This window comes from Nonomuraea sp. NPDC049419, assembly GCF_040676995.1.
GTDB classification, from domain to species: Bacteria; Actinomycetota; Actinomycetes; order Streptosporangiales; family Streptosporangiaceae; genus Nonomuraea; species Nonomuraea salmonea.
Map to the genome: position 1 here is coordinate 33,201 of NZ_JBFAQB010000002.1, position 25,710 is coordinate 58,910.

A 25,710-nucleotide genomic window follows, 5' to 3' on the forward strand; every position below is an offset into this window, starting at 1 on the left:
CATGAGGTTCGTACGCAACCGGGCGCTGCGCCGCGTCGCGGAGACGATCGGGATCCTGTTCGGGGTGGCCGTGGTCGTCTTCGTGATGCTGCGGGCGCTGCCCGGCGACCAGATCACGGCCGGGCTGGGCACGGAGGCCGCCGCGCTCACCCCTGCCCAGCGGCAGGCCCTGGAGCAGTACTACGGCCTGGACCAGCCGCTGGTCACGCAGTTCTTCTCGTGGCTCGGCAACATGTTCACCGGCAACTTCGGCTACTCGGCCCGCTCCCAGCAGAGCGTGCTGGAACTGACCATGAACGCCCTGCCGGTCACGTTCGAGCTGGCCGTGTTCTCGATCGTGCTGGCGCTGCTGATCGGGGTGCCGCTGGGCATGCTGTCGGCATCGCGGGCGAACTCGGTGCGCGACGCCGCCGGCCAGGTGGTGAGCCTGGCGGGCCTGTCGATCCCGGCGTTCCTGCTGGCCACCACGCTGCTGTCGGTCTTCGCCGCGTCGTTCGGGTTCAACCCCAACGGGCAGGGCTTCGCCACCCTCTTCGAGAACCCGCTGCTCAACCTGCAGCAGATGTTCCTGCCGGCGCTCGTGCTCGGCTTCGGCATCGCGGCGCCGATCCTGCGCACCACGCGTACGGCGGTGCTGGAGGTGCGCTCGGACGACTTCGTGCGCACCGCCCGCGCCAAGGGCGTGCCCGAGCGGCGGCTGCAGGTCAGGCACGTGCTGGGCAACGCGCTCGTGCCGATCGTGACCATGACCGGGCTGCAGTTCGGCTACCTGCTCGGCGGCGCGGTCGTGGTGGAGCAGATCTTCTCCGTGCCGGGCATCGGGCGGCAGGTGCTGCTCGGCATCCAGCAGAAGGAGTACGCGGTCGTGCAGAGCACCGTGCTGGTGATCGCGCTGGCGTTCGTGCTGGTCAACCTGCTGACAGACCTGCTCTACCGGGTGATCGACCCGCGGGTGAGGGCGTCATGAGGCGCAGTCCCGCCGCCCTCGCGGGCATCGTGATCCTGGCGGTGCTGGCGGTCGTGGCCGTGCTGTCGTACCTGGGGATGCTGCCCTACGACCCGATCGCGCAGCATCCGCCGTCGCGCTTCCTGGGGCCGTCGGGCGAGCATCTCTTCGGCACCGACCAGTTCGGGCGCGACGTGTTCTCCCGGGTGGCCGCGGGCGTGGGCAACTCGGCGCTGATCGCGGTGGTCGCGGTGGCGTTCGCGACCGTGGTGGGCACGCTGGGCGGGCTGGTGTCGGGCTTCTACCGGGGCTTCGCCGACGGCGCGATCGGCGGGGTGACGAACGTGCTGTTCGCGTTCCCGCCGCTGCTGCTCGCGCTGTCGCTGGCCTCGGTGCTGAACCGCAACTGGTTCACCATCGCCGTGGCCATCGCCATCGTCTACGTGCCGATCTTCATCAGGGTCACCAGGGGGCCCGTGCTCTCGCTCAGGGAGATCGAGTACGTCAGGGCGGCCGTCTCGACCGGCCAGAGCCGCTGGCAGATCATGCTGCGCCACGTGCTGCCGAACATCACCTCGATCATCGTCGTCCAGGTCGCGCTCTCGCTGTCGTGGGCGGTGCTGACCGAGGCGTCGCTGAGCTTCCTGGGCCTCGGCACCCCTCCCCCCGCACCGTCACTCGGTTCGATGATCTTCGAGGCGCGCAGCCTGGTGTTCATCGCCCCGTGGACGCTGATCGCGCCAGGCGCGGTCGTCGTGCTGCTCGTCGTCGGGCTGAACCTGCTCGGCGACGGCCTGCGCGACACTCTCGACCCCAGAAACCGCGGACACCGAGGAACCTGAGGAAAGCGGTGAATCTCTCCGAACTGACGACCGAGTCGGCCGACCCGCGTTTCGCCGGCATCGACACCATGAGCGTGGGCGAGCTGGCGGCGACCATGAACGCGGCCGACGCGAGCGTGCCCGCCGCGGTGCAGACGGCGCTGCCCAGCATCACCGCCGCCATCGAGGCCGCCGCGGCCCGCATGGAGACCGGCGGGCGGCTGGTCTACGTGGGCGCGGGCACTCCGGGCAGGCTGGGCGTGCTGGACGCCTCCGAGTGCCCGCCGACCTTCTCCACGCCGCCCGGCCAGGTGTTCGCGATCATCGCGGGCGGCGAGAGCGCGATCGTCTCGCCGTGCGAGGGCGCCGAGGACGACGAGGCGGCCGGTGCCGCCGCCGTCGAGTCGGCGGCCATCGGACCGCTGGACACCGTGGTGGGCATCGCCTCCAGCGGGCGGACGCCGTACGTGCTGGCCGCCGTGCGGCGGGCCCGCGAGCTGGGCGCGCTGACCGTGGGGCTGTCGTGCAACGCGGGCACCCCGCTGAGCGCGGCGGCCGAGCACGGCATCGAGGTGCTCGTCGGGCCCGAGGTGATCAGCGGCTCCACCCGGCTCAAGGCGGGCACCGCGCAGAAGCTCGTGCTCAACATGTTCTCGACGATCGTGATGGTGCGCCTCGGCAAGACGTACGGCAACCTCATGGTCGACGTGAAGGCCAGCAACGGCAAGCTGCGCGAGCGGGCCGTGCGCATGGTCACCACGATCACCGGGACCGGCCGCGACGAGGCGCTGGCCGCGCTCGACGCCAACGGCTTCAACGTCAAACAGGCGGTCGTGGCCTCGCGCTTCGACCTGTCACCGCAGGACGCCGCGGCCCGGCTGGCCGCGGCCGGCGGGCGGCTGCGGGTCGCTCTGGGGGAGACGGCATGAGAGTTCTCGGGATGATCTCCGGCACCTCGCACGACGGGATCGACGCCGCCATCGTGGATTTCGCGGCGGACTTCGAGCTCACCGGGGGCGTGCTCGAAGGCAGGGTCGGGTACACGGCGAGCACGCCGTACCCGGAGGAGCTGCGGGCGCGGCTGATCGCGGCGCTGCCGCCGGCGCCGACCACGCTGGCCGAGGTGTGCGAGCTGGACACGCTCATCGGGCAGCGCTTCGCCGACGCCGCCGCGGCGGCCGTCGCCGCGGGCGGGCCCGTGGACCTGATCGTCTCGCACGGGCAAACCGTCTACCACTGGGTGGAGGGCGCGCACGCGCGCGGCACCCTGCAGATCGGCCAGCCCGCCTGGATCGCCGAGCGCACCGGCGCGCCCGTGCTGTCGGACGTGCGCATCAGGGACATCACCGCCGGGGGGCACGGCGCTCCGCTGGTGTCGGTGCTGGACGGGCTGCTGCTCGGCGCGCACGAGGGCGGCGCGGCGGCGCTCAACCTCGGCGGCATCTCCAACATGACCGTGGTACGCGGCGACGACCTGTACGCCTACGACATCGGCCCCGCCAACGCCCTGATCGACGCCGTGGTGACCGGCAGGGGCCTGCACCCGCGCGGCTTCGACGAGGACGGCCGCATCGCCGCATCCGGCCAGGTGCACGAGGGCCTGCTGGCGGTGCTGCTGGACGAGCCCTACTACCGCCTCGGCCCGCCCAAGAGCACCGGCAAGGAGCTGTTCCACCCCGGCTACGTCGAGCAGGCGCTGGCGCGGACCGCCGCGCCGGTCGGCGACGCCGACCTGGTGGCCACGCTGACCGAGCTGACCGTGCGGACCGTCGCCCAGGACGTGCGCGCGGCGGGCGTGGGCGCGCTGGTCGTCTCCGGCGGCGGCGCCCGCAACCCGGTGATCATGGACGGGCTGCGCGCCGCGCTGCCCGGCGTGCGGGTGGCGCCGTCCGACGAGTACGGCGCGCCCGCCGACGACAAGGAGGCCATCGCGTTCGCGCTGATCGGCTGGCTGACCGCGCACGGTCTGCCGGGCACCGTCCCGGGCGGCACGGGCGCGAGCGCCGCCCGCGTCCTCGGCACGCTCACCCCGGGCGCGGGCCCGCTGGTGCTGCCCGCGCCGCTCGCGGCGGCGCCGCGCTCGCTGGTGCTCACCCGATGACCGTCACCGCGGAGCCGCCGCCTGGCCTGATCATGGCGGCTCGTACGCCGTGGTTCGAGCTCACCGAGGTCACCGGTCACCGCACGGTGCGCGCGACCGACGCCGGGCTTGAGGGGGTGGCCAGGATGACCCTGGACACCTACCACGACCTGGCCTCGGTGACCAAGGTCATGGCGACGACCACGATGCTCATCCGGCTGGTGTCCGACCGGCTGGTGGACCTGGACGCGCCGCTCAGCGCGTACCTGCCGCACTCGTACGAGGCCATGACGGTGCGCGACCTGCTGCTGCACCGGGGCGGCCTGTGGGAGTGGTGGCCGCTCTACGTCCAGCACCGGCTGCCGCCGCCGCGCTATCGCCCCGGCCGCGCCCGCCACTACTCCGACCTGGGCTTCGTCCTGCTCGGCCGGATCGTCACCGCCGTCACGGGACTGCGCCTGGACCGGGCGCTGGCCGAGCTGGTCACCAGGCCGCTCGGCCTGACCTCCACCACGTACGCCCGCCCGGCCGGCTCCGAGGCCGCCATGAGCGCGCTGGACGACCGGGTCGAGATGACCATGCTGGACACCGGCCGGCCGTACCCGGTGCCGTATCGCAGCGGCGACTTCGCCGGCTGGCGTACCGGGCCGGTGCTGGGCGAGGTGGCCGACGGCAACGCCCACCACGCCTTCGGCGGCGTGGCGGGCCACGCGGGCCTGTTCTCGACGGTGCCCGACCTGCTGAAGTACGGCGCCGCCCTGGCCAGGTACGAGGAGCACGACCACCTGTGGCGGCCGGAGGTCGTCCGCGAGTTCCTCTCCCCCGGCCCCGACCCCGAGCAGGCGCTGGGCTTCCGCAGGTACGCGCTCGACCTGCCCGGCGAGACCGTCACGGTGCTCGGGCACCCCGGCTACGTCGGCTGCGCGGTCGGCTTCGTGCCCGGCCGCGACATCGTGCTGGCCCTGGCGAGCAACCGCCTGCTCGTCGAGGGCACCCCCACCCCCACGGACGCCCTCTGGGCCGGCCTGCTGCAGGCCGTCGAACAGCGATCGAGGACCGCATGACGACCCCGCTTCTGGAGATCGACGACCTCTCCGTCGCCTTCCGCACGCGCAAGCAGGACGTCACCGTCGTCAAGAACGTCTCCATGAGCATCCTGCCCGGCCAGACCGTCGCCGTCGTGGGCGAGTCGGGCTCGGGCAAGTCCACCACTGCGGCGGCGGTCAACCGGCTGCTGCCCGACAACGGCCGCATCACGAGCGGGCGGGTCGTGTTCGACGGCCGGGACCTGGTCAAGGCGTCGGCGCGGGAGATGACCGGGATCCGCGGCGCCGGCATCGGCCTGGTGCCGCAGGACCCGATGTCGAACCTGAATCCGCTCATGCGCATCGGCGACCAGATCGCCGAGGCCCTGGAGGTGCACGGCGTGGCCGCCGGCAAGGCGGCCCGCGAGCGGGTGGCCGAGCTGCTGGACATGGTGGGCATCCAGGACGCGCGGCGGCGGGCCAGGCAGTACCCGCACGAGTTCTCCGGCGGCATGCGGCAGCGGGCGCTGATCGCCATGGGGCTGGCCTGCCGCCCCAAGCTGCTCATCGCCGACGAGCCGACCTCCGCGCTCGACGTGACCGTGCAGCGGCGCATCCTCGACCAGCTCGAACAGCTCACCGCCGAGATGGGCACCGCCGTCTTCCTCATCACGCACGACCTGGCGCTCGCCGCGGAGCGGGCCGACGTGGTGGCCGTGATGTACCACGGCGAGATCGTGGAGACCGGGCCCGCCGCGGGCATCCTGGGCGATCCCGGGCACGAGTACACCCGGCGGCTGCTCGGCGCCGTGCCGAGCCTGTCGTCCGTACGCGTGCTGGAGCCGTCCCGCGACGCGCCCGACCTGGTCGTGGTGGACGGGCTGCGCAAGGTGTTCCCCGGCAGGGACGGCGACCCCGACTTCACCGCCGTGGACGAGGTGTCGTTCACGATTCCGCGCGGGCAGACGGTCTCGATCGTCGGCGAGTCCGGCTCCGGCAAGTCCACGACCGCGAACCTGCTGCTCGGCCTGGACGAGCCCACCGCGGGGAGCATCCGCTTCGACGGCACGGACCTCGCCGGGCTCGGGCGGCGCGAGCTGTTCGCCTTCCGCAGGCGGGTGCAGCCGGTCTTCCAGAACCCGTACGCCTCGCTCGACCCCCGCTACACGGTGGAGAAGTCGATCACCGAGCCGCTGCGCGTGCACCGCGTCGGCACCCCGGCCGAGCGGAAGAAGACGGCCGCCGAGCTGCTGGAGAAGGTGTCGCTGCCCGCCTCCATGGCCGGGCGGCTGCCGCACGAGCTGTCCGGCGGCCAGCGCCAGCGGGTGGCCATCGCCCGCGCCCTGGCCCTGTCGCCCGAGCTGGTCGTGCTGGACGAGGCCGTCTCGGCGCTGGACGTGCTGGTGCAGGCGCAGATCCTGGAGCTGCTCGCCGAGCTGCAGCGGGAGCTGGGGCTCAGCTACCTGTTCATCAGCCACGACCTGGCCGTGGTGCGGATGATCTCGCACCGGGTGCACGTCATGCGCGGCGGGCGCGTCGTGGAGAGCGGCACGGCCGGAGAGATCTTCGACCGCCCGTCCGACGGCTACACCCAGGAGCTGCTCGCCGCGATCCCCGGCAGCAGGTAAGTTGGAATTCCGGACTTACAGGTGGGAGGGGTGGTCATGCCCAGACAATGCTCGATCGCCAACGCGCTCGAAGTCGTCGGCGAGCGGTGGAGCCTGCTGGCGCTGCGGGAGATCTTCCTGGGCGTGCGCCGCTTCGACCAGATCGCCCGCAACACCGGCGCCAGCCGCGACATCCTGACCGCCAGGCTGCGCAAGCTGGAGGAGGCCGGTCTGCTCGAACGCCGGCCGTACGCGTCGCGTCCGCCACGCCACGAGTACGTGCTCACCGAGTCGGGCCGGGCGCTGCACGAGGTGCTGCTGACGCTGATGTCGTGGGGCGACCGCTACGCCACCGACGGCCCGCCGCCCACCGTCTGGGCCCACAACTGCGGCAAGGTGCTGGAGCCCGTCACGGTCTGCGCGAGCTGCAACAAGCCGGTGCAGGCCGAGGACATGGCCGCGCTGCGCGTGCACGAGCCACAGTAGTCACGTGAAGATCCTTTTAGTCCAGCCCCCGCACTGGTCCCCCGACGGTCACGCCAACTTCGACGCCGCCGAGACCCTGATCGGCTCCTCCGGCTCCCCCGCCGACGTGCTGCTGCTGCCCGAGCTGGCCGGCTCCAGCCTGCCCCGCGCCGACTACCTCGCCAGGGTGCGCGACCTCGCCACCGGCACCGGCATGGCGGTCGTCGGCGGCTCGCACTACGACGGCCCGGTCAACCGGGGCGCGGTCTTCGACGCGGGCGGCACGCTGCTGCTGGAGTACGACAAGGTGCACCCGTACGGGCTGGAGCTGCGCTCCGGCATCCGGCCCGGCCGCCCGAGCGCCGGTTTCGAGCTGGCCGGCCGCCGGCTGCACGTGCTGCTCTGCGCCGACCTGTGGTATTCCGCCGGCCTGGCCGGGCGCGACGGCCTCGACGCCGTGCTGGTGCCCGCCTTCTCCGTCACCCGCTGGGACGGCCCCGCCCCTGCCAGGGAGCTGTGGCAGCACATGAGCGTGGCGCGGGCGTACGAGTTCATGACGTACGTGGCGGTCAGCGACTGGCACCACGAGACCACCTACCACGGGCATCCCTGCGCGGGCGTGACCGGCCTGGCGAACCCCTGCCCGGAGACGCACACGGGCTTCTTCACCGGCCCGCCCGACGCGCCCGTCTCGGTCCACGAGCTGGACTTCGCCCGCCTGGACGCCTTCCGCTCCGACCGCGCGGCCCGCGGCTTCCGCTGACACTGAGGGGCTGACAGCCGGGGCGGCGGCCCGATACGGTCGCTGCTGCCCCTTGAATGCTCGATGGAATGGTGTCCTGTGCGGTCGTGGTCAGAGCTGCCGGTCGGCCGGGTGGTCCGCCTCGGCGCGGACGCCGAGGCGATCGCCGTGAGCATCGACCCGCTGCCGCCGGACGCCCCCGCCATCCTCACCTACCGGCCAGGCCCGGTGACCTCCGTCTCCGGGCTGGTCGCCGCCGTGCTCGACGAGCTGGACGCGGCGGCGATCGCGCTGTTCCCCGCCTGGTTACCGGGGGCCGAGGGCATCGAGGGGCCGGGCGGCGCGCACCTGCCCGCCGTCCGCGCCCTGGCGCTGCGCAGGGCCGCCGCGAGCGAGCATCATGGACCGTTCCTGGCCGAGCTGGCCGAGCGGGCGCTGACGGGCGGGCCCAGCGGGTTACGCCCCGAGGCGCGGGCGGCCGGGCTCGCCAGGGCGCTGGCCGACAGCTTCGGCAGGAGCCGCACCGCCTTGCTGGTCCGCGTCCCCGAGGGGCTGACCGCCGCCGGGCAGGAGGTGCTGGTCGCCGCATGCGAGTGGCTGGCGCACCGGGGGTCACTGGGGGTGTGGCTGACGGGCGCGCCGCTGGATGCCGTCGATCGGCTGGAGACGGTCAAGCCGCTTCTTCCGGCTCTCACCGTCCCCGTCGTCCCCGAGCCGCCGCGGGTGTCGTACCCGGCGCCGGTCGGGCGGCCGCATCCCGGCAGTCCCGGTGAGCAGGCGCTGGAGGCGGCGCTTTCCCGGCAGGCGTGGGCGTACGGGCGGGCGTGGAATCAGACGTACCAGCCGCATCCGCTGGCCGTGCCGATCCGGCTCGACCTGGTGTGGGAGCGGGAGCGGTGCGTCGTGGAGATCGACGGCGACGACCACCGGCAGGCCGCCAAGTTCGCCGCCGACCGGGCCCGCGACGTGCGGCTGCAACTCGACGGTTACGCCGTGCTGCGCTTCCTCGATGTTCAGGTGTTGACCGACACCACTACCGTGATCAACTCGATCGCGCGGTTCCTGCGGAACCGCCGCGGGACGGAAGGATGAAGATGCCGAGCAACGGGCTGTCGCTTCCCGAATTCGCCGCCCTGGTCGTGCTGGCCGTCGAGGCCCGCGAGGTGCCCAACACCGAGCTGAAACAGCGGTACAAGCTGTCGCTCGACGGGCCTCGAAGGCTGCGGCTCAACGACATGAAGCTGGTCGAGAGCCGGCGGGTGGGACGGGGGTACTCCCACACGCTGACCGACTCCGGGTGGGCGCGCCTCGCCGAGGACCTCGGCACGGGAACGTTCCCGGCGATGAGCGGCTCGGCCGGCGCGATGGCGATCGCGTTACTGGGGTGGCTGCCGCGCTACATGCGGCGTACCGATCAGAGCCTGGCCGACGTGCTCCAGCCCGACGATCCGGCCGAGGCCGCTGACGTCGAGGAGCGCATCAGGGCCGCGTACACCGCGATCGCCGCCCGGCCCGGCGCGTGGGTCAGCCTGACGGACGTCCGCGACCGCCTGCCCGGCGTGCCGCGCGCCGACGTGGACGCGACGCTCGTCCGCATGGAGCGCCTCCCCGACGTCAACCTCGTCCCCGAGTCGAACCAGAAGACGCTCGGCCCGCGCGACCGCGACGCCGCCGTGGTCATCGGCGACCAGGCCAAGCACCTGCTCTGGATCGGTCCGCGGTGACGGGCGGCGCACAGGACCTCGCCGCGCTCAGCTTCAACTACACCGAGAGCGCCGACGACGTGTGGCGCCGCTCCGAGTACCACGTGGAGGGGCTGCACGGCGCGTCCGCCCAGATCGTCCTGGACGGCCTGGCCGAGGCGGCGGGACGCGCGGACGGCAGCCCCATCGGCGTCGTCGTGCAGGGGCAGCGCGGCACCGGCAAGACGCACCTGCTCGGCTGGGTACGCGAGCAGGCCCAGCGCCAGGGCGGCTACTTCGTGCTGGTGAGCCTGCTCGACGCCAAGGGCTTCTGGGAGAGCACCGTGGTGTCGATCCTGGACAGCCTGTTCCGGCCGCGCGAGGACGGGCAGGTGCAGCTCGCGGTGTTCCTCGACCGGCTGGCCGGCCAGGTGGGCGTCTCCCGCATGACCCGCCGCGCCGTCACCGGCAAGCGGCGCATCACCAGGGAGGAGCTCGACACGTTCATCACCCGGCTGCGCCAGTCGCACCCCCAGGTCGGCAAGGACTGCCAGGACGCGGCGCGGGCGCTGGTGCTGCTGGCCGGCGAGGACCTCGCGCTGCAGGACCTGGGCGAGGCGTTCCTGTCGTCGGCTCCCGAGGGCGAGCCGGGCGAGCGGGCGCGGTGGGGCATCCGCCAGGTCGGCAGGACACCGCAGGAGATCGTCAGGGACGTCTCCCGCCTGCTCGCGCTCACCGGCCCGACGGTCATCGCGGTGGACCAGATCGACCCGCTGGTCGCGCAGTCCTCGACGGCGACTCAGAGCGGCGGGCTCGACCCGGGCGAGGCGCTGCTGATCGAGCGCATCGCGGGCGGGCTCATGGCGTTGCGCGAGGTCGCCCGGCGGACGCTCACCGTGGTCACCTGCATCCCCGCCACGTGGGCGCTCATCGAGAACGTGGCCGTCGACACCGTACGCGACCGGTTCCGTCAGGCCGTCCAGCTCATGACCATCCCCGACACCGGCACCGCGCGGGCCCTCGTGGCGCGCCGGTTCGAGGTGCAGTACGGCGAGGCCGGCGTCAAGCCGCCCTACCCGACGTGGCCGGTGCGTCCCGAGGCGTTCGAGCAGGCTCCCGGCTTCACGCCGCGCCAGCTCCTCATCCGCATCGACCAGCACGTACGTGCCTGCGTCCAGGACGGCGAGGTCAGGGAGCTCACCGGCTTCACCACCGACCGGCCTGAGCCGGCGCCCGTGCCCGCGCCGCCCTCCTCCGGCGCCCTGGCCGCGATCGACGCCCGCTTCGCCGAGCTGCGCGACGCCGGGCCCGCCCCGGTGATCGACCAGGCGAGCGAGGACACCGCCATGCCCCCGCTGCTCGCGGCCGGGCTGGCGGCTTGGATCGCCGAGCGGGGCGAGGCGGGGACGGCGTTCGGCGTGGACCCTCCGCCCAGCCAGAAGCCGCCCCTGCACGCCCGGCTGCGCCGCACGCTGGACGAGGCCAGGGAGGACGAGGTCCACTGGGCCTTTCGCGCCGTCACCGCGGGGCACGGCAACGCGGCGCTCAACCGGGTGCGCAAGGCGTGCGTGGCCGCCGGCCTGGACGCCGACGTCCCGAAACGCCACCTGTTCCTGCTCCGCAACGCACCCTGGTCGAAGGGCGCGGCCACCCAGGCCGCGATCGCCGCCTTCGAACGAGCCGGCGGCCGCACCCTGAGCTGGACCGCCGACGACCTCCGCGTCCTCGCGGCCCTGAAGGCTTTGCTGGCGGAGAACCCCCCGGACCTGCGAGCTTGGCTCACATCCCGCCGCCCCACGAAAGCGATCCCCTTCCTCACCGAGGCCCTGACCGGGCACTGGACCGTTCCCGCCGCACCCTCACAGACCGCACCCTCACATACCGCACCCTCACAGACCACACCGCAGGGCCCGGAGGCGGGGCCAACAGCGGAATCGGCCGCGGGCCCGGTCCGCGCGCGGCCAGGGGACGGGGGCGGCGCGCTGTCCTTGAGCGTCGGGCGGCGGATCCCCGATGGGGTGGCCGTGAGTGTGGGGCTGGAAGCGCTCAGGAAGCATGTGACGATCTTCGCCGGGTCCGGGTCCGGCAAGACCGTGCTCATCCGGCGGCTGGTCGAGGAGTGTGCGCTGCGCGGCGTGTCCGCCATCGTCATAGACCCGAACAACGACCTGGCCAGACTCGGCGACCCCTGGCCGGAGGAGCCGCCGGGGTGGGAGGCGGGTGACCGGGAGCGGGCGCGGGAGTACCTGGACAACACCGACGTGGTGGTGTGGACGCCGGGCCGCGCGGGCGGCCGCCCGCTGGCCTTCCAGCCGCTGCCCGACTTCACGGGCCTCGCGAACGACCCCGACGAGTTCGCGGAGGCGGTGGAGGCGGCGGTGTCGTTCATCGTGCCGCGCATCAGGCTGGACGCCCGTACGGAGAAGGCGCAGCGCGGCCAGGCGGTGCTGCGCAAGGCGCTCGCGTACTACGGCCGCCGGGGCGCGACCAGCCTCAAGGGCCTGGCCGCGCTGCTGTCCGACCTGCCCGACGGCGTGAGCGAGCTGGCCGGCGCCCAGCGCATCGGCGCCGAGCTGGCCCAGTCGCTGACCGCCGCGATGGACAACGACCCGCTGTTCGGCGGGACGGGCACGCCGGTGGACCCGGGCCTGCTGATCACGCCGCCCGAGGGGAGGCGGGCCAGGGTGTCGGTGATCAGCCTGGTCGGCCTGCCGTCGCTGGAGCAGCGGCAGAGCTTCGTGAGCCAGCTGCAGATGGAGCTGTTCGTCTGGTTCAAGCGGCACCCGGCGCAGGACCGGCCGCTGGGCGCGCTGCTGGTGACGGACGAGGCGCAGACGTTCGCCCCGGCGACGGGCACCGCGGCCTCCACCCGCAGCACGGTGCTGCTGGCCTCGCAGGCCCGCAAGTACGGCCTCGGCCTGGTCTTCGCCACCCAGGCCCCGAAGGGCCTGCACAACCAGATCCCGGGCAACGCGGCCACGCAGTTCTTCGGCCTGCTGAACGCCCCGATCCAGATCACGGCGGCCAAGGAGATGGCCAAGCAGAAGGGCGGCGACGTGCCGGACATCTCCCGGCTCGGCGCGGGCCAGTTCTACGTGGCGTCCGAGGAGAGCGCGTTCACCAAGACGCGCGTCCCGATGTGCCTGACGTGGCACCCGAAGTCGCCGCTGACGACGGAGGAGGTCATCGAGAAGAGCCGGGCATGACGAAAGGGGGAGCGCCGGTGCGGCGCTCCCCCTCAACCGGGAGCGCCCGTCAGGCGCTCCCCTTTCCACGGATCAGCGCAGGGCGTAGGCGCGGATCACCTCCTGCGCCACCGCGTTGCCCTCGACGTCGGAGGCCCGCAGCCGCAGCGAGACGAACCCGGACCGCGACTGGCTGAGCGACGTCTCGTAGCGGCCCTCGCCCTTGGCGCGCAGCCGGGCGCTCTTCCAGGTGGCGCCGTCGTCGTACGACACCTCCAGCGACACGTCCTTGATCGCGCTCCGCTCGGCGCCCTCCTGGTGGCGCAGGGTGAGCCCGAGCTTGCGGGCTCCGGCCCGGTTCTTCAGGTCGACCGGTGCGTCGAAGGAGGCCAGCAGCAGGGGCACCACGGCCGGCTCGGCGGCGTGCTCGGAGCCGAACGTCCACTCGCCGCGCGTCCGGACGGCCAGCTTCGCCCACTCGGCCTCGTTGGCGACGTCGTACGTGATCCGGTACGTCTCCTTCTCGGCGGGCAGCGTCCCCGACCCCGAGGGCAGGTAGTTGGTCTGCCACAGCAGCTCGTCGCCCTGGTAGAGCCGGAAGTCGGTCTTCAGCCCGTGCTCGAAGTCGCTGGTGTACGCGTCGCCGAAGTTGCCCTGGGCGTCCACGAAGCCCTGCGGCGACAGGTACAGCTTGTCGCCCTCCCTGCGCGTCGGGTTGCGCGGGTTGAAGCCGGGCAGCAGCGGCTGCTTGAACGCGGTGCGGCTGACCCGCTCCCCCGCCTTGTACGCCCGGAACTCCGGCGACGACAGCGAGATCCGCGGCGTGTCGGGGTGCGGCCACAGGTTGTTGTACGCCCGCTCCGGCGTGATCGCCGACGAGGTCCACACCACTTCAGGGTCCGGGGTGACGTACTCGGTGCGGGTGCGCGGCGTCTTCGCCATGGGGTGGTTCGTCGAGATGGACGAGGTGTCCCAGGGCTCGAAGACGAAGCGCGCCTCGTTGACGGTCACGTCGTCGGAGAGCTGGCTGTGGTAGCCGGTCTCGATCCTGGCCAGCGACTTCGACCTCACCTTGTACGTGAGCTTGTCCGGCACCCGCCCCTTCTCGCGCAGGTACAGGTCGTACACGTAGGGACTGGCCACGATGCCCTTGGCGACGATCAGCACGGGCAGGTGGCGCGCCCGCTGGACGAGCTGCAGCCCCTCCTCGTGGGTGAGCCGCACGGTCGGGACGGCCAGCTTGACGCCGTTGCCGCCGGTGGTGGCGTCGGGGCCGGGCTGGTCGCTGTAGACGGCGACCATCGCGGCGCCGGCCGCGGCGGCGGCATTGGCCTGCGTGGAGACCGGCACGCCGGCGGTGCGGCGGATGACGGCGAGCTTGCCGCGCAGGTCGCGGGCCTTGATCTCGGCGGCGCTGCCGCGTCCGGCGTCCACGGCGAGGAGCAGGCGGGTGCCGTCGAGCCGGGGGTACTCGGTGGCGTAGTCGCTGAACTGCACGGGGTCGACGTACTGGGGGTCGAGCTTCAGCCCGAGGGTGGAGAAGGCGATCTCGGGCGCGGTGAGCCGCCAGCGGGTGGCGACGACGAACGTGCCCTTGGTGACCTTCCTGGTGGGCTGGATGAACAGGCGTTCCTCGATCTGCCCGCCGGGCGTGATCGTGGTGCCGCCGCGCAGCGCGGTGCCCTGCTCGCCGGCCCGGTACCACTTGATCGCGGCGGCGGCGCCGGTGTTGCGCTTGGTCTCGTGGTCGGGGGTCTCGACCTTGACCTCGACGGCCTTGCGGGCGTCCAGGACGACCTCGGTATCCTTGGTGATCTTCATCTCGGGGTCGCCGACCAGGCTCTCGTTGAGCGGGTCGCCGGTGGCGGTGCTGTCCTGCGTGGCGGGCATGGTGAAGATGTGGCCGAGCACGGAGTAGGTGCCGGGCTTGACCAGCAGGCAGGTGCCCGAGCCGTACTTGGCGTCGGTGCAGGGCTGGGCGGGGTCGCCGGGCAGTACGCGGCCGACGAGGGTGCCCTCGTCCAGGTTGAGCACGGTGAAGCCGCCGCGGCCTGTCCTGCCGTCCCTGGCGATGCCGCGTACCCGCAGCTCGACCTTCTCCTCCTCGACGCTGCCGGTCAGCAGCGTGCGGGCGGCGCCCGCGACGAGCTCCTGGCGCAGCACGCCGGGCCGGTCGGCCTTGAGCGTGACCTTGGCCTCCGCGGTGCCGCCGGCGGGGACGGTGAGCCTGGCGGGTTCGACGGTGAACGCGTCACCGGCGCTCAGGTCGAGGTCGGCGGGCTGGTCGCCGAGGTTGCGGTAGCCGATCGTGAGCGTCTTGGCCGCGCCCTCGTCGTTCCTGCCGAAGTCGAGCGTGCCGGTCGAGGCGACGACCGTGCTCTGCAGCGCGGCGGCCACGTCGATGCGGCCCAGGCCCTGGGCGTCCACGGGGATGTCCTGGCCCGGCTTGGCGGTGGCCGTGAGCAGCGCCTTCAGCTCGCCGCCGGTGAGGCCGGGACGGGCCTGGCGCAGCAGCGCAGCCGCGCCCGCGACGTGCGGGGTGGCCATCGAGGTGCCGGACATGGAGACCAGCCCGCCGCCGGTCTTGGCGGCGATGATGTCCACGCCGGGCGCGGTCACCTCGGGCTTGACCGCCTGGGTGGCGGTGATCGGGCCGCGGCTGGAGAAGGGGGCCAGCTTGTCCTGCTTGTCCACGGCGCCGACGGTCAGCGCCTCGGGGGCGTCGCCGGGCGAGCCGACGCAGGACTCGCAGCCGTCGTTCCCGGCCGCGACCACGAACAGGGTGCCGTACTCCCGCGTCAGCGTGGACAGCGCCTCGGTGAGCGGGCCGCCCGCCTCGGGGCTGCCGAGGCTCATGTTGACGATCTGGGCGTGCTGCTCGCCGGCCGCCCACTCCATGCCGTCGATGATCCAGGACAGCTGGCCGTAGCCGTCGGCGGCCAGGACGCGGCCGTTGAGCAGCCGCGCGCCCGGCGCGACGCCCTTGCCGCCGTCCACGCCCGCGCCCGCGATCGTGTCCGCGACGTGGGTGCCGTGGCCGTGGGGGTCGCCGGTGGCGTTCTCGCCGGTGAAGTCGCGCTGCCCGGCCACCTTGCCGGTGAGGTCGGGGTGGGTGGCGTCGACGCCGGTGTCGAGCACGGCCACGGTGGTGCCGGCGCCGTCGTGCCCGGCGGCCCACGCGGCGGGGGCGCCGATCTGCGGCACGCTCTCCGTCAGCGCGGGCTTGACCTTGCGGTCGAGCCAGATCTTCTCGACGCCGGCCAGCGCCCCCGCCGCGCGGGCCTGCGGCGATGGGGCGGCCAGCGCGGCGAGCCGGGCGCCGAACGCGGGGGCGTCGGACGCGGCGACCGACACACCGGCGCCGCCGATGCTCTCCAGCGTGCGCTCCTGCCGGGCGGCGGGCACGGCCGCCTTGGGGGCGTTGGCGCCGTAGGTGAGGATGAGCGGGATGGCGGCGCCGAAGTCCTGCTCGGCCAGCGCCGTCACGTCGAACAGCGCCGGGTCGAGCCGGCCCGGCACCAGGCTCGCGACGTCGTCGGGGATGACGGTGACGCCGCGCTCGGTCTCCATCACCTGGAAGGTGGGCACGGAGCCGTCGGCGCGCGGGACGGGCGTGACGGTGACCGCGTGGTGGCCGCCGTCCACCTCGCGCACCCGCACCCGGTCGCCGGTGATCAGGGTGATCTCGTCGCTCGCCGCCGCGGCCGTGAAGGGCCCGGCGCTTTCGGCGTACGCGGCGGGCGCCGCGAGCAGCGCGGCCGCCATGACCGTGGGGAGCGCGAGCGCCGACCCCCACTTCAACCGGCTTAAGCCACGCAGCATGGGACGACCTCCAGAGAATCGGTAAGCACGAATACCGGATTTCTAGTGGTCCCGAACTGCGGTGTCCATGAAATGGAGGTGGCCACATCCTGACTTGTCGTGAATCCGCCAGCTACCCCTTCGTCGCACCGCCGAGGTTGAACGACCCCGCGAGGTACTTGTTGACCGCCACGTAGAGGATCACCGCGGGCGCCGTGTAGAGGATCGAGAACGCGGCCAGCTGCCCGTAGGCGACCTGCCCGTACTGCGAGAAGAACGTGTAGATGGTCACCGCGGCCGGCTGCTTGTCCGGCGCGTCCAGCAGCACGAACGGCGCGAAGAAGTTGCCCCACTGCCCGACGAAGACGAAGATCGCCACCACCGCGATGCCCGGCGCCATCAGCGGCCCCACCACGGCGCGCAGCGACTGCACCCATCCGGCGCCGTCCACCCAGGCGGCCTCCTCCAGGCTGACCGGCACGCCGTCCATGAAGTTCTTCATCATCCAGATGGAGAACGGCAGCGAGCTGGCGGTCAGGAACAGCACCATCGCCGGGACCGAGCCGTACAGGTTGAACCGGAAGAACATCGCGTAGACCGGCACCAGGATCGCCGTCATCGGCAGGCCCGTGGTGAACAGCAGCGTCAGCATGAAGTGGCGGCGGTAGCGCAGCTGGTAGCGCGAGAGCGGATAGGCCGCGAGCCCGGCCACCACCACCGTCAGCAGCGCCGTCGAGCCCGAGATGACGACCGAGTTGATCAGCGGGAGCACGATCGTCTCCCAGGTCAGCACGGCCTTGAAGTTGGCGAGGGAGAAGGTCAGGGTCGGCGCGGCGGCCAGCGTCGCCTCCGGCTGCACCGAGGCGATGAGCACCCAGATGAAGGGCCCCAGGAACGCCAGCGCGATCACCAGCAGCGACAGCGTGGCCGCGCCCCTCGCGGCGAGTCTGGTCATGCGTCCTCCACCTTGATCAGACGCAGGTAGATCAGCGAGAACAGGGCTCCGATGACCAGCATGACCAGCGCGATGGCCGAGCCGTAGCCGATCTCGAAGTAGCGGAACGCCTGCTCGTACATGTAGAGCGGGGTCGTCTGGCTGGCCGTGCCAGGACCGCCGCCGGTCAGGGCGTAGATGAGCCCGAAGCTGGCCAGCGTCTGCAGCGTGATCAGCATCAGGTTCGACATGATCGAGCGCCGGATCAGCGGCAGCGTGATGTGCAGCAGCCGCTTGCCGGGGCCCGCGCCGTCCACCGCCGCCGCCTCCACGAGGTCCTTCGGCACCTCCGACAGCGCCGCCGAGTAGACCAGCATCGAGAACGCGGTGCCGCGCCAGACGTTGGCCAGGATCACCGCCAGCATCGGCGCGGTGTAGAGCCACTCCTGCGAGATGCCGAGCACGGTGTTGAGCGTGCCCTCCTCGGCGAGGAAGGAGAACCAGCAGGCCGCCGCCACGATCTCGGGCATCACCCAGGCCGCGATGACCACGCCGTTGACCGTGCTGCGCGTCACCCTGCCGCGCCCGCGCATCAGCAGCGCGATGATCAGGCCCAGCGTGTTCTGGCCGATGACGGCCGAGCCGATCACGAAGACGAACGTGAGCAGGAACGAGTTGATGAAGTTCGGGTCGTCGAAGAGCTTGACGAAGTTGTCCAGCCCGACGAACTGCGAGTTCACCGAGGCCGAGCCGGTCAGGGTCTCGTTGGTGAACGCGATGTAGACGCTCCACAGGATGGGCCCCGCGAGGAACAGCGCCAGCAGCACCAGCGCCGGGCCCAGGGGCAGCAGCCAGCGCATGACCCGCCGCCGTGACGGGCCGCCCGCAGGCGTGCCCGTCACGGGCGGGGACGGCGCCGTGGCGACCGTCATTTGGCGACGACCTTGTCGGGGCCTCCGACCGCGCCGGGCAGCGCCTTGGCGTAGGCCGCGGTGGCCTCCTCAGGCGTCTGCGAGCCGGTGGTGACGGCCTCCATGGCCTCCTGGATCTGCGCCGACACCTTCGGGTACGCCTCGTAGGCGGGCCGGTAGTGCGTCACCTCGGCGAGCTCGGTGAAGAACTTCACCGACGGGTTGTCGGCGGTGTACTTCGGGTCGGCCGCGACGTCCTTGCGGACGGCCAGGTCACCGGTGCTCACGGAGTACGTCATCGCGTTCTCCTTGTTCATCGCCACGGTGATGAAGTCGAACGCCTCCTGCTTGAGCTTGGTGTAGGAGCTCATCGCCATGACCCAGCCGCCCGACATGCTGACCGCGCCCGGCTCCTCGCCGTTCTGCGTCGGCATGGCCGTCCAGCCGATCTTCTCCTGCCAGGCAGGCCACGGCTTGGTGCTGGTCTCCTTCCAGGCCGACGGCGTCCAGGCGCCGTCGAGGGAGATGCCGATCTTGCCGGACGGGAACCACTCGTGGTTGACCTTGTCGGCGAGCTTGGCGTTGTGGGCGTCGGCCTGCTTGGGGCCGAGCTCCTCGCGGTAGATCGTGTTGATGAAGGCCAGCGCGTCGGTGAAGTTCTTGCCGCCGCTCACCCACTTCTGCTGGGCGGTGTCGTACAGGGTGCCGCCGGGGGTGCCGTACAGGAGCATCTCGAAGCCCTGCATGGTGGACGCCTCGCCGTGGATCTTCGTGGAGTACATGCTGAAGGGGACGGCGTCCGGCACCTTCTGCTTGATCGTGCGGGCCGCGGTCAGCACGTCGTTCCAGGTCTTCGGCTCCCACGGCACGGGCAGTCCCGCCTTGGCGAAGACGTCCTTGTGGTACCAGAGGCCGCGCGTGTCGGTGCTGATCGGCACGCCGTAGATCTTGCCGTCGGCGCCCTTCGCTGCCTCCTTGACCGAGTCGGGGAACTGGGAGCTCCAGTCGGGCCACTTGGTCAGGTATTCGTCGAGCGGGGCCAGCTTGCCCGCGGCGACGTCGGCGTTCACCTGGAAGGTGTCGTGGTAGTAGATGTCGGGCGCCGAGTCCGCGGAGCGGTTCAGCAGCGCCAGCTTCGTGTAGTAGGCCTCGTTGTTGCCCTGCACCCCGGTGAGCTTGATCGTGACGCCGGGATGGCTGGATTCGTACTGCTTCTTCGCGTCCGTGAGCATCTTCTCCAGGTGCGGCCACGTGGGCTCGACCTTGTAGAGAACCTCGAGCTCCTTGGTTCCTGAGGCTTCTTCGGCGGCGCCACCGCCGCAACCGGCTGCTGTCAGCGCTGTCAACAGCAGGAGGGAACCGGCCAGCCTACGTGTCATCACGGCCTCCCCTTGTTTCCTTTGGGTTGCGGAGAACGTAAGTCTTTTTGATTTACTAAGTCAACACTCTGTGGTGATATGACTCACATGCAGCAGGGCACCAACCTGCCCAAGGTCGGCAGCTACAACCGGGCCGTGGTGCTGGAGGCCATCCAGGCCTCCGACGGGATCAGCCGCGTCCAGGTCGCGTCCGTGACGGGGCTGACGGCGCAGACGGTGTCGGTGATCGTACGCAGGCTGCTGGAGGAGGGCCTGGTCGTCGAGGACGGCTCGGCGCCGTCGCGCGGCGGCAAGCCGGCCACCATCCTGCGGGTCGACGCCGGCGCCGGCTACGCGGTCGGCGTGCACTTCGATCCCAAGGCGCTGTCGTGTGTGCTGGCGGACCTGGCGGGCCGCCCGGTCGCCCGGCTGCACCTGCCCGTACGCCCGCGGGCCAGGCCCGACGCGGTGGTCAGGCAGATGGCGCGGGCGGCCAGGCGCATCCTGCGTGAAGCGGGGGTGCCGGACGGCAAGGTGCTCGGGTTGGGGCTGGCCTGCCCGGGGCCGCTCGACGGCGACGGCGTGATGGTGAGCCCGCCCCGGCTGCCCGCGTGGGCCGGCACGCCGATCAAGGAGTTACTCCAGGAGTACACCCGCTTCCCGGTGACCGTCGACAACGACGCCACGGCGGCGGCGATCGGCGAGCGGTGGGCCGGCATCGCGCGCTCGACGCCCAGCTTCGCCTACCTCTACCTCGGCACCGGCATCGGCGGCGGGCTGTTCCTCGACAACCAGATCTATCGCGGGCGCTCGCTCAACGCCGGCGAGTTCGGGCACATCACCGTCGAGCCCGACGGGCCCGCGTGCTACTGCGGCAACCGGGGCTGCGTGGAGGCGGTGTGCTGCCCGAGCGCGATCGAGGCGGCCGCGGGCGGCGCCGACCACGCCGGCGTCTGCGCGGCCGCGGCGCGCGGCGAGCCGGCGGCGCGCGCGGTGATCGAGCGGGTGGCCGACCGCCTCGCCGTGGCCGCCGTCAGCGTGGTGAACATGCTGGACATCGACCTGCTCGTGCTGGGCGGGCCCGCGCTGCGCGAGGTCGGCGGCATCTACCGGGAGGCGATCGCGGCGGCCGTGGCGGGGCGGACGATGGCCAGGCGGCTGCACGCCGTACGGGTGGAGACCTCACCCATCGCGGCCGACGCCGCCGCGATCGGTGCGGCCTCCCTCGTCTTCCACGCCACCTACGCACCCCGCCTCGGCACGCTGCTCAGCGGCTGAATCCGCCGGACGCTCAGGCCCGCTTCATGCGCAGTGTGACCAGCTCGAACGGGCGCAGCGCCACGGCGATCGCGTCGCCGGGCCGCTCGGGCTCGCCCGTCGGCCGCTCCAGCAGGTCGGTCCTGACGACCTCCGCGACGGGGAAACCGGGACGCAGCGTGGCGCGGGCCCGGCCGCCGCGCGACTCGTGGAAGCGGACCACCACGTCGCCGCTGCCGTCGTCGGCCAGCTTCACCGCCGTCACCACCACGGCGTCGTCGTCCACCGTGACCAGCGGCTCGACCGGCGCGGAGCCGGGCACGCGGCGCTCGGGCTGGTTGATGAAGTGCCCCTCGCGCACGGCGTCGCCGATCTCCGCGCCCGGCACCAGCGCGTGGCGGAAGCGGTGCGCGCCCTGGTCGGTCTCGGGGTCGGGGAAGCGCGGCGCGCGCAGCAGCGAGACGCGCAGCGTGGTCGTGGTGCCGTGCTCGTCCACGTCGCGGGTGACGTCGTGGCCGTAGGTCGAGTCGGTCACCATGGCCACGCCCCAGCCGGGCTCCTCCAGGTGCACGAAGCGGTGGTTGCAGGCCTCGAACTTGGCGGCCTCCCAGCTCGTGTTGGTGTGGGTGGGGCGGAAGGTGTGGCCGTACTGGCTCTCGGAGGCGTACCGGTCGGCGCGCACGTCGAGGGGGAAGGCCAGCTTGAGGAACTTCTCCGTCTCGTGCCAGTCGACCTCGGTGTCGATCTCCAGCCGCCCCTCGGCGAGCGTGAGCCGCTGCACCATCGACGAGGCCCCGAACGAGCGCTCGACCACGACCGTGACCCCGTCGAGGCGCACGTCGTCCGCCTCCGTCAGGTCGGTCACCGTGTTGCGGTAGAACTCGTCCACGTCCCAGGCGTCCCACTTGTTCGGGAAGTCCGGGTGCAGCTGCGGCAGGCAGGCCGCCCGCCCGGGCGCGACGGCCTCGCGCCCGGCCCGCAGGTCGTAGGCCGACACGACCAGCCCGCGCCCGTCGATCTCGACCCTGAGCAGCCCGTCGTCGAGCACGAACCCGTCCTCGGGCCGCGGCGCCGCCCGCACGGCGGCGGCCGGGGTCTCGGGGGCGGCGCCGCCCGCGGGCACGCCGTGGCGGGCGTGCGGGGCGCCGTTGAAGACCAGCGTGCCGCCGGACGGCTCGCCCGCCAGCGCGCGCTGCGCGGTGCCGATGATGCCGTTCAGCTCCTCGGTCACCAGCTCGTACGTCCTGCGCGCCTCCCGGTGCACCCACGCGATCGACGAGCCGGGCAGGATGTCGTGGAACTGGTGCAGCAGCACCGTCTTCCACAGCCGGTCGAGCGCCTCGTACGGATAGTCCGCCCCCGCCCGCACCGCCGCCGTGGCCGCCCACAGCTCGGCCTCCCGCAGCAGCGCCTCGCTGCGCCGGTTGCCCTGCTTGGTCTTGGCCTGACTGGTCAGCGTGGCCCGGTGCAGCTCCAGGTAGAGCTCGCCCACCCAGACCGGCGGGTTCGGGTACTCGGCCTCGGCCTTGTCGAAGAACTCGGCGGGCGTCTCCCACGTCACGGTGGGCGAGCCCTCCAGGTCGCGGACGCGGGCCGCCCTGGCCACCATCTCGCGGGTGGTGCCGCCGCCGCCGTCGCCGTGCCCGGTCGGGGCCAGCGAGTGCCTGGCCACGCCCTTGTCCTTGAAGTTGCGGGCCGCGTGCGCCAGCTCGCCGCCGCGCAGGGAGGCGTTGTAGGTGTCGATGGGCGGGAAGTGGGTGAAGATCCTGGTCCCGTCGATGCCCTCCCACAGGAAGGTGTGGTGCGGGAACGTGTTGGTCTGGCTCCACGAGATCTTCTGGGTGAGCAGCCGCTTCGACCCGGCCGCCTTGATGATCTGCGGCAGCCCGGCCGCGAACCCGAACGTGTCGGGCAGCCACACCTCCTCGTTGTCCACCCCGAACTCGTCGATGAAGAAGCGCTTGCCGTGCACGAACTGCCGGGCCATCGCCTCGGAGCCCGGCATGTTCGTGTCGGACTCCACCCACATGCCGCCCGCGGGCACGAACCGGCCGGTCGCCACCGCCTTGACGACCTTGGCCCACACCTCGGGCCGGTGCTCCTTCAGCCAGGCCCACTGCTGGGCCTGCGACATCGCGAAGACGAAGTCGGAGTCCTCCTCCAGCAGCGTGGTCATGTTGGAGGCGGTGCGGGCCACCTTGCGCACGGTCTCGCGCAGCGGCCACAGCCAGGCCGAGTCGATGTGGGCGTGCCCGACGGCGCTGATCCGGTGCGCCGACGGCACGGCCGGCGCGGCCAGGACACCGGTCAGCTCGGCCCTGGCCGCGGCGGCGGTGCCGTTCACGTCCTGCAGATCGACGGCGTCCAGCGCGCGCTCGATCGCCCGGAGGATCTCCCAGCGGCGGGCGCCCTCGACGGGCAGCTCCTGCATCAGCTCGCCGAGCACCTCCAGGTCCATCACCAGGTCCCACACCGTCTTGTCGAAGACGGCGAGGTCCATGCGGGCCAGCCGGTAGAGCGGCTCGGTGCCGGCCGTCTCCTTGTCGCCCAGCTGGGTCGGCAGGAAGGGGTGGTAGTCGAGGATGACCGGGTTGGAGGCGGCCTCGATGTGCAGGCGCACCTCCTCGCCGCCCTCGGCGGGCCCGGCGATGCGGACCCACTGCTGACGGGGGTTGAGGCTCTTCACGGGGGTGCCGTCGGGCCGGTAGACCAGCCCCTCGCACTGGAAGCCCGTCTTGTCCGGGTTGAACCCGAGGTCGAGCACCGCTTCGACGATCTTGCCCGTCCACTCCATGGGGACGGTGCCGCTCACGGTGAACCAGCTCGTGCCCCACGGCGGCCCCCACGGCGTGCCGACCGCGATCGGCTCGCGCGGCGCGGCCAGGCCTTCGGCCACCGGCACCGGCTCGCCCGGCGCGTGCCACACGCCCACCTCCAGCGGCACCGACTCGGGATAGACCGCGGGGCGGATCCGCTCGGTCAGTACGCGCTTCAGACGGGCTTCGACCAGGGTGCGGTCGTCATGCATCAGGCAGGCTCCTCAGCAGATGGAGAACGGCGGCCGCTGGCAGGGCGGGCGCCAACAGCACGTTATGCATCCCCATCATTTCCGGCAAAGCCACCCCCTCTTCTCAAAAGGGGAGAGAATCCCCTGGGGCGGTTACCGGTGCCGGGCGGGCAGTCGGGCAGGCCCCAGGGGATCCCCGATCAGGCGCAGGTGTAGCCGGAAGGCGTCTGCGTGTTCCCGTTCGGACGGTTCACCTGGAAGCCGAAGGTGGTGCTGGCGTTCGGCGCCAGGTTGCCGTTGTAGCCGGCGTTCCTGGCCGTGACGGTCTGCCCGCTGACGGTCAGGGACGCGTTCCACGAGCCGGCCAGCGTGTGCCCGGAGGGCAGCGTGAAGGTGACGGTCCAGCCGTTGACGGCCGAGGTGCCGGTGTTGGTGACGGTCACCGGCTGGACGACGTAGCCGTTCTGCCACTGGGTCTGCACGGTGCCGGTGGCGGTGCAGCCACCGCCGCCGACGGGACCCTCGGAGGTCGTGAACGTGACGGCCGGCGAGTTGCCGGACAGGTTGCCGGCGCCGTCACGGGCGCGCACGTAGACCTGGTATTGCGTGTCCGGCGTCAGCCCGGTCAGGTTGATCGAGGCGGTCGTGCTCTGCCCGAGCAGCGTGTCCGTGGCGCCCTGCTCGCGGTAGACGTTGTAGCCGGCCAGGCCGCTGCCGCCGCTGTCGGTCGAGGCGCTCCAGGACAGCGTCGCCGAGTTGGAGGTGACGTTGCTCGACGTCGGCGTGCCCGGCGTGGTCGGCGGCGTGGTGTCGTTGCCGCCCGTGCCGCCCGCCAGCGCGTCGTGCACGGCGGTGTAGGAGGCCTTCTGCTGGTAGTTCTCGTCGTAGATGAGCGCGGCGCCCTCACCGCCGAACGTGTCCGGCACCCACGAGTACTTGTCGGTGAAGCCCCAGATCGTCACGCCGGCGCAGGCCGTGACCGCCAGGCAGGCGTTGATGACGTTGCGGTAGTAGGTGGCCTGGGTGGCGTCCTTGGAGGAGTTGCGCGGCATCTGCATGCGGATGTCGAGCTCGGTGATGCGCACCTGGACGCCGAGCGCGGCGAAGCGCTCCAGGTTCTGCTGCAGGTCGTTCGGGAAGCCGTACTGGATGGCGAGGTGGCCCTGGAAGCCGACGCAGTCGACCGGCACGCCCTGCTGGCGCAGCGAGGAGACCAGGTTGTACATCGCCGTGCTCTTGGCGTTGATGCCCTCGACGTTGTAGTCGTTGATGCACAGCCGGGCGTCGGGGTCCGCGGCGCGCGCGGCCCTGAAGGCGTCGGCGATGTAGCTCTGGCCGAGCGTGTTGTACCAGAACGAGCTCCGCATGCTGCCGTTCTCTTCGAACACCTCGTTGACCACGTCCCACGAGACCACGGCCGGGTTGTCGGCGTAGCGGCCGACGACCTGCGAGATGTGGTTCTGGATCGCGCTGCGCATGGCGCTGGCGCCGAGGCCCTGCACCCAGCCGGGGGTCTGCTGGTGCCAGATCAGCGTGTGGCCGTGGACCTGCTGGTTGTTCTGCGTGGCGAAGTTGACGATGGCGTCGGCGCCGGAGAAGTTGAACTGGTTCTGGTTGGGCTCGGTGGCGTCCCACTTCATCGCGTTCTCGGCGGTGATCTGGTTGAACTCCGTGGCCGCGATGTTGCGGTAGGCGGTCTCGTTCGACAGGGGGCTGGTGGCGAGCGCCGCACCGATGAACTTGCCCTTGGAGGCCGCGTGCGTACGCAGCGGCGCCGATGCTTCCGCCGGGACGGTGGGGAGGAGGAAGGTCGCGAGCAACCCCACTAACGCGAGGGGTCTGAGGAGCGAGGACGAACGCACGGGCATCTACCTCCGGAGGCAGGCACT

General features: G+C 72.1%; 18 protein-coding genes. 12 read left to right on the forward strand and 6 right to left on the reverse strand.

The annotated features are described in order from the left end of the window. Position 1 precedes the first annotated feature (1 nt). The 11 genes from AB0K12_RS05460 (at position 2) to AB0K12_RS05510 (ending at position 12,574) form a co-directional block, all read left to right on the forward strand. Positions 2-967 (forward strand): ABC transporter permease, encoded by a 966-nt coding sequence (locus AB0K12_RS05460; RefSeq protein ID WP_364555813.1) that lies wholly within the window; start codon positions 2-4, stop codon positions 965-967. Then, positions 964-1,788: an ABC transporter permease gene (locus AB0K12_RS05465; protein ID WP_355429204.1), complete on the forward strand. Its 825-nt coding sequence runs from the start codon at positions 964-966 to the stop codon at positions 1,786-1,788. Before AB0K12_RS05460 ends, AB0K12_RS05465 begins: the two co-directional genes overlap by 4 nt. Positions 1,789-1,796: 8 nt before the next feature. Further along, on the forward strand, positions 1,797-2,696 hold the full coding sequence (murQ, locus tag AB0K12_RS05470) for an N-acetylmuramic acid 6-phosphate etherase (RefSeq protein WP_364555816.1): 900 nt from the start codon (positions 1,797-1,799) through the stop codon (positions 2,694-2,696). Then, positions 2,693-3,868 carry an anhydro-N-acetylmuramic acid kinase gene (locus AB0K12_RS05475; protein WP_364555817.1) on the forward strand — a complete coding sequence of 392 codons (1,176 nt, stop codon included), beginning with the start codon at positions 2,693-2,695 and terminating at the stop codon, positions 3,866-3,868. Before murQ ends, AB0K12_RS05475 begins: the two co-directional genes overlap by 4 nt. Then, complete coding sequence (locus AB0K12_RS05480) at positions 3,865-4,911, forward strand: serine hydrolase domain-containing protein (RefSeq protein ID WP_364555818.1); 1,047 nt, start codon at positions 3,865-3,867, stop codon at positions 4,909-4,911. Before AB0K12_RS05475 ends, AB0K12_RS05480 begins: the two co-directional genes overlap by 4 nt. Then, positions 4,908-6,500: an ABC transporter ATP-binding protein gene (locus AB0K12_RS05485; RefSeq protein WP_364555820.1), complete on the forward strand. Its 1,593-nt coding sequence runs from the start codon at positions 4,908-4,910 to the stop codon at positions 6,498-6,500. The genes AB0K12_RS05480 and AB0K12_RS05485 overlap by 4 nt, the downstream gene beginning before the upstream one ends. Positions 6,501-6,536: 36 nt before the next feature. Continuing rightward, positions 6,537-6,965, forward strand: a complete 429-nt coding sequence (locus AB0K12_RS05490) for a helix-turn-helix domain-containing protein (RefSeq protein WP_364555822.1) — start codon at positions 6,537-6,539, stop codon at positions 6,963-6,965. Positions 6,966-6,969: 4 nt separating this feature from the next. Beyond that, entirely contained in the window at positions 6,970-7,707 is a 738-nt protein-coding gene (locus tag AB0K12_RS05495; RefSeq protein WP_364555824.1) for a carbon-nitrogen hydrolase family protein, read from the forward strand. A gap of 78 nt (positions 7,708-7,785) precedes the next feature. Next, positions 7,786-8,778, forward strand: a complete 993-nt coding sequence (locus AB0K12_RS05500; RefSeq protein ID WP_364555825.1) for a DUF559 domain-containing protein — start codon at positions 7,786-7,788, stop codon at positions 8,776-8,778. Between the two features lie 2 nt (positions 8,779-8,780). Further along, positions 8,781-9,410 (forward strand): hypothetical protein, encoded by a 630-nt coding sequence (locus AB0K12_RS05505; protein WP_364555827.1) that lies wholly within the window; start codon positions 8,781-8,783, stop codon positions 9,408-9,410. Continuing rightward, a complete protein-coding gene (locus AB0K12_RS05510; protein WP_364555829.1) occupies positions 9,407-12,574 on the forward strand; it encodes a DUF87 domain-containing protein in 3,168 nt (1,055 codons plus the stop codon). The genes AB0K12_RS05505 and AB0K12_RS05510 overlap by 4 nt, the downstream gene beginning before the upstream one ends. Positions 12,575-12,646: 72 nt before the next feature. Here AB0K12_RS05510 and AB0K12_RS05515 read toward each other — a convergent pair whose 3' ends face one another. The 4 genes from AB0K12_RS05515 to AB0K12_RS05530 all read right to left on the reverse strand — a co-directional run bounded on the left by AB0K12_RS05515 (position 12,647) and on the right by AB0K12_RS05530 (position 19,578). After that, positions 12,647-16,375, reverse strand: a complete 3,729-nt coding sequence (locus tag AB0K12_RS05515; protein WP_364555831.1) for a S8 family serine peptidase — start codon at positions 16,373-16,375, stop codon at positions 12,647-12,649. A 112-nt stretch (positions 16,376-16,487) separates the two neighbouring features. Continuing rightward, positions 16,488-17,309: a carbohydrate ABC transporter permease gene (locus tag AB0K12_RS05520; RefSeq protein ID WP_364555833.1), complete on the reverse strand. Its 822-nt coding sequence runs from the start codon at positions 17,307-17,309 to the stop codon at positions 16,488-16,490. Next, a complete protein-coding gene (locus AB0K12_RS05525) occupies positions 17,306-18,220 on the reverse strand; it encodes a sugar ABC transporter permease (protein WP_364555835.1) in 915 nt (304 codons plus the stop codon). Before AB0K12_RS05525 ends, AB0K12_RS05520 begins: the two co-directional genes overlap by 4 nt. Further along, positions 18,217-19,578, reverse strand: coding sequence for an extracellular solute-binding protein (locus tag AB0K12_RS05530; RefSeq protein WP_364555836.1), 1,362 nt, complete (start codon positions 19,576-19,578; stop codon positions 18,217-18,219). Before AB0K12_RS05530 ends, AB0K12_RS05525 begins: the two co-directional genes overlap by 4 nt. A 78-nt stretch (positions 19,579-19,656) precedes the next feature. Between AB0K12_RS05530 and AB0K12_RS05535 the strand changes: the two genes are divergently transcribed. Beyond that, entirely contained in the window at positions 19,657-20,835 is a 1,179-nt protein-coding gene (locus tag AB0K12_RS05535) for an ROK family transcriptional regulator (RefSeq protein ID WP_364555838.1), read from the forward strand. A 13-nt stretch (positions 20,836-20,848) separates the two neighbouring features. Here AB0K12_RS05535 and AB0K12_RS05540 read toward each other — a convergent pair whose 3' ends face one another. Both AB0K12_RS05540 and AB0K12_RS05545 read right to left on the reverse strand, forming a co-directional pair. Further along, positions 20,849-23,842, reverse strand: a complete 2,994-nt coding sequence (locus tag AB0K12_RS05540) for a glycoside hydrolase family 38 C-terminal domain-containing protein (protein WP_364555840.1) — start codon at positions 23,840-23,842, stop codon at positions 20,849-20,851. A 179-nt stretch (positions 23,843-24,021) separates the two neighbouring features. After that, a complete protein-coding gene (locus AB0K12_RS05545; RefSeq protein ID WP_364555841.1) occupies positions 24,022-25,647 on the reverse strand; it encodes an endo-1,4-beta-xylanase in 1,626 nt (541 codons plus the stop codon). Between the last annotated feature and the right edge of the window lie 63 nt (positions 25,648-25,710).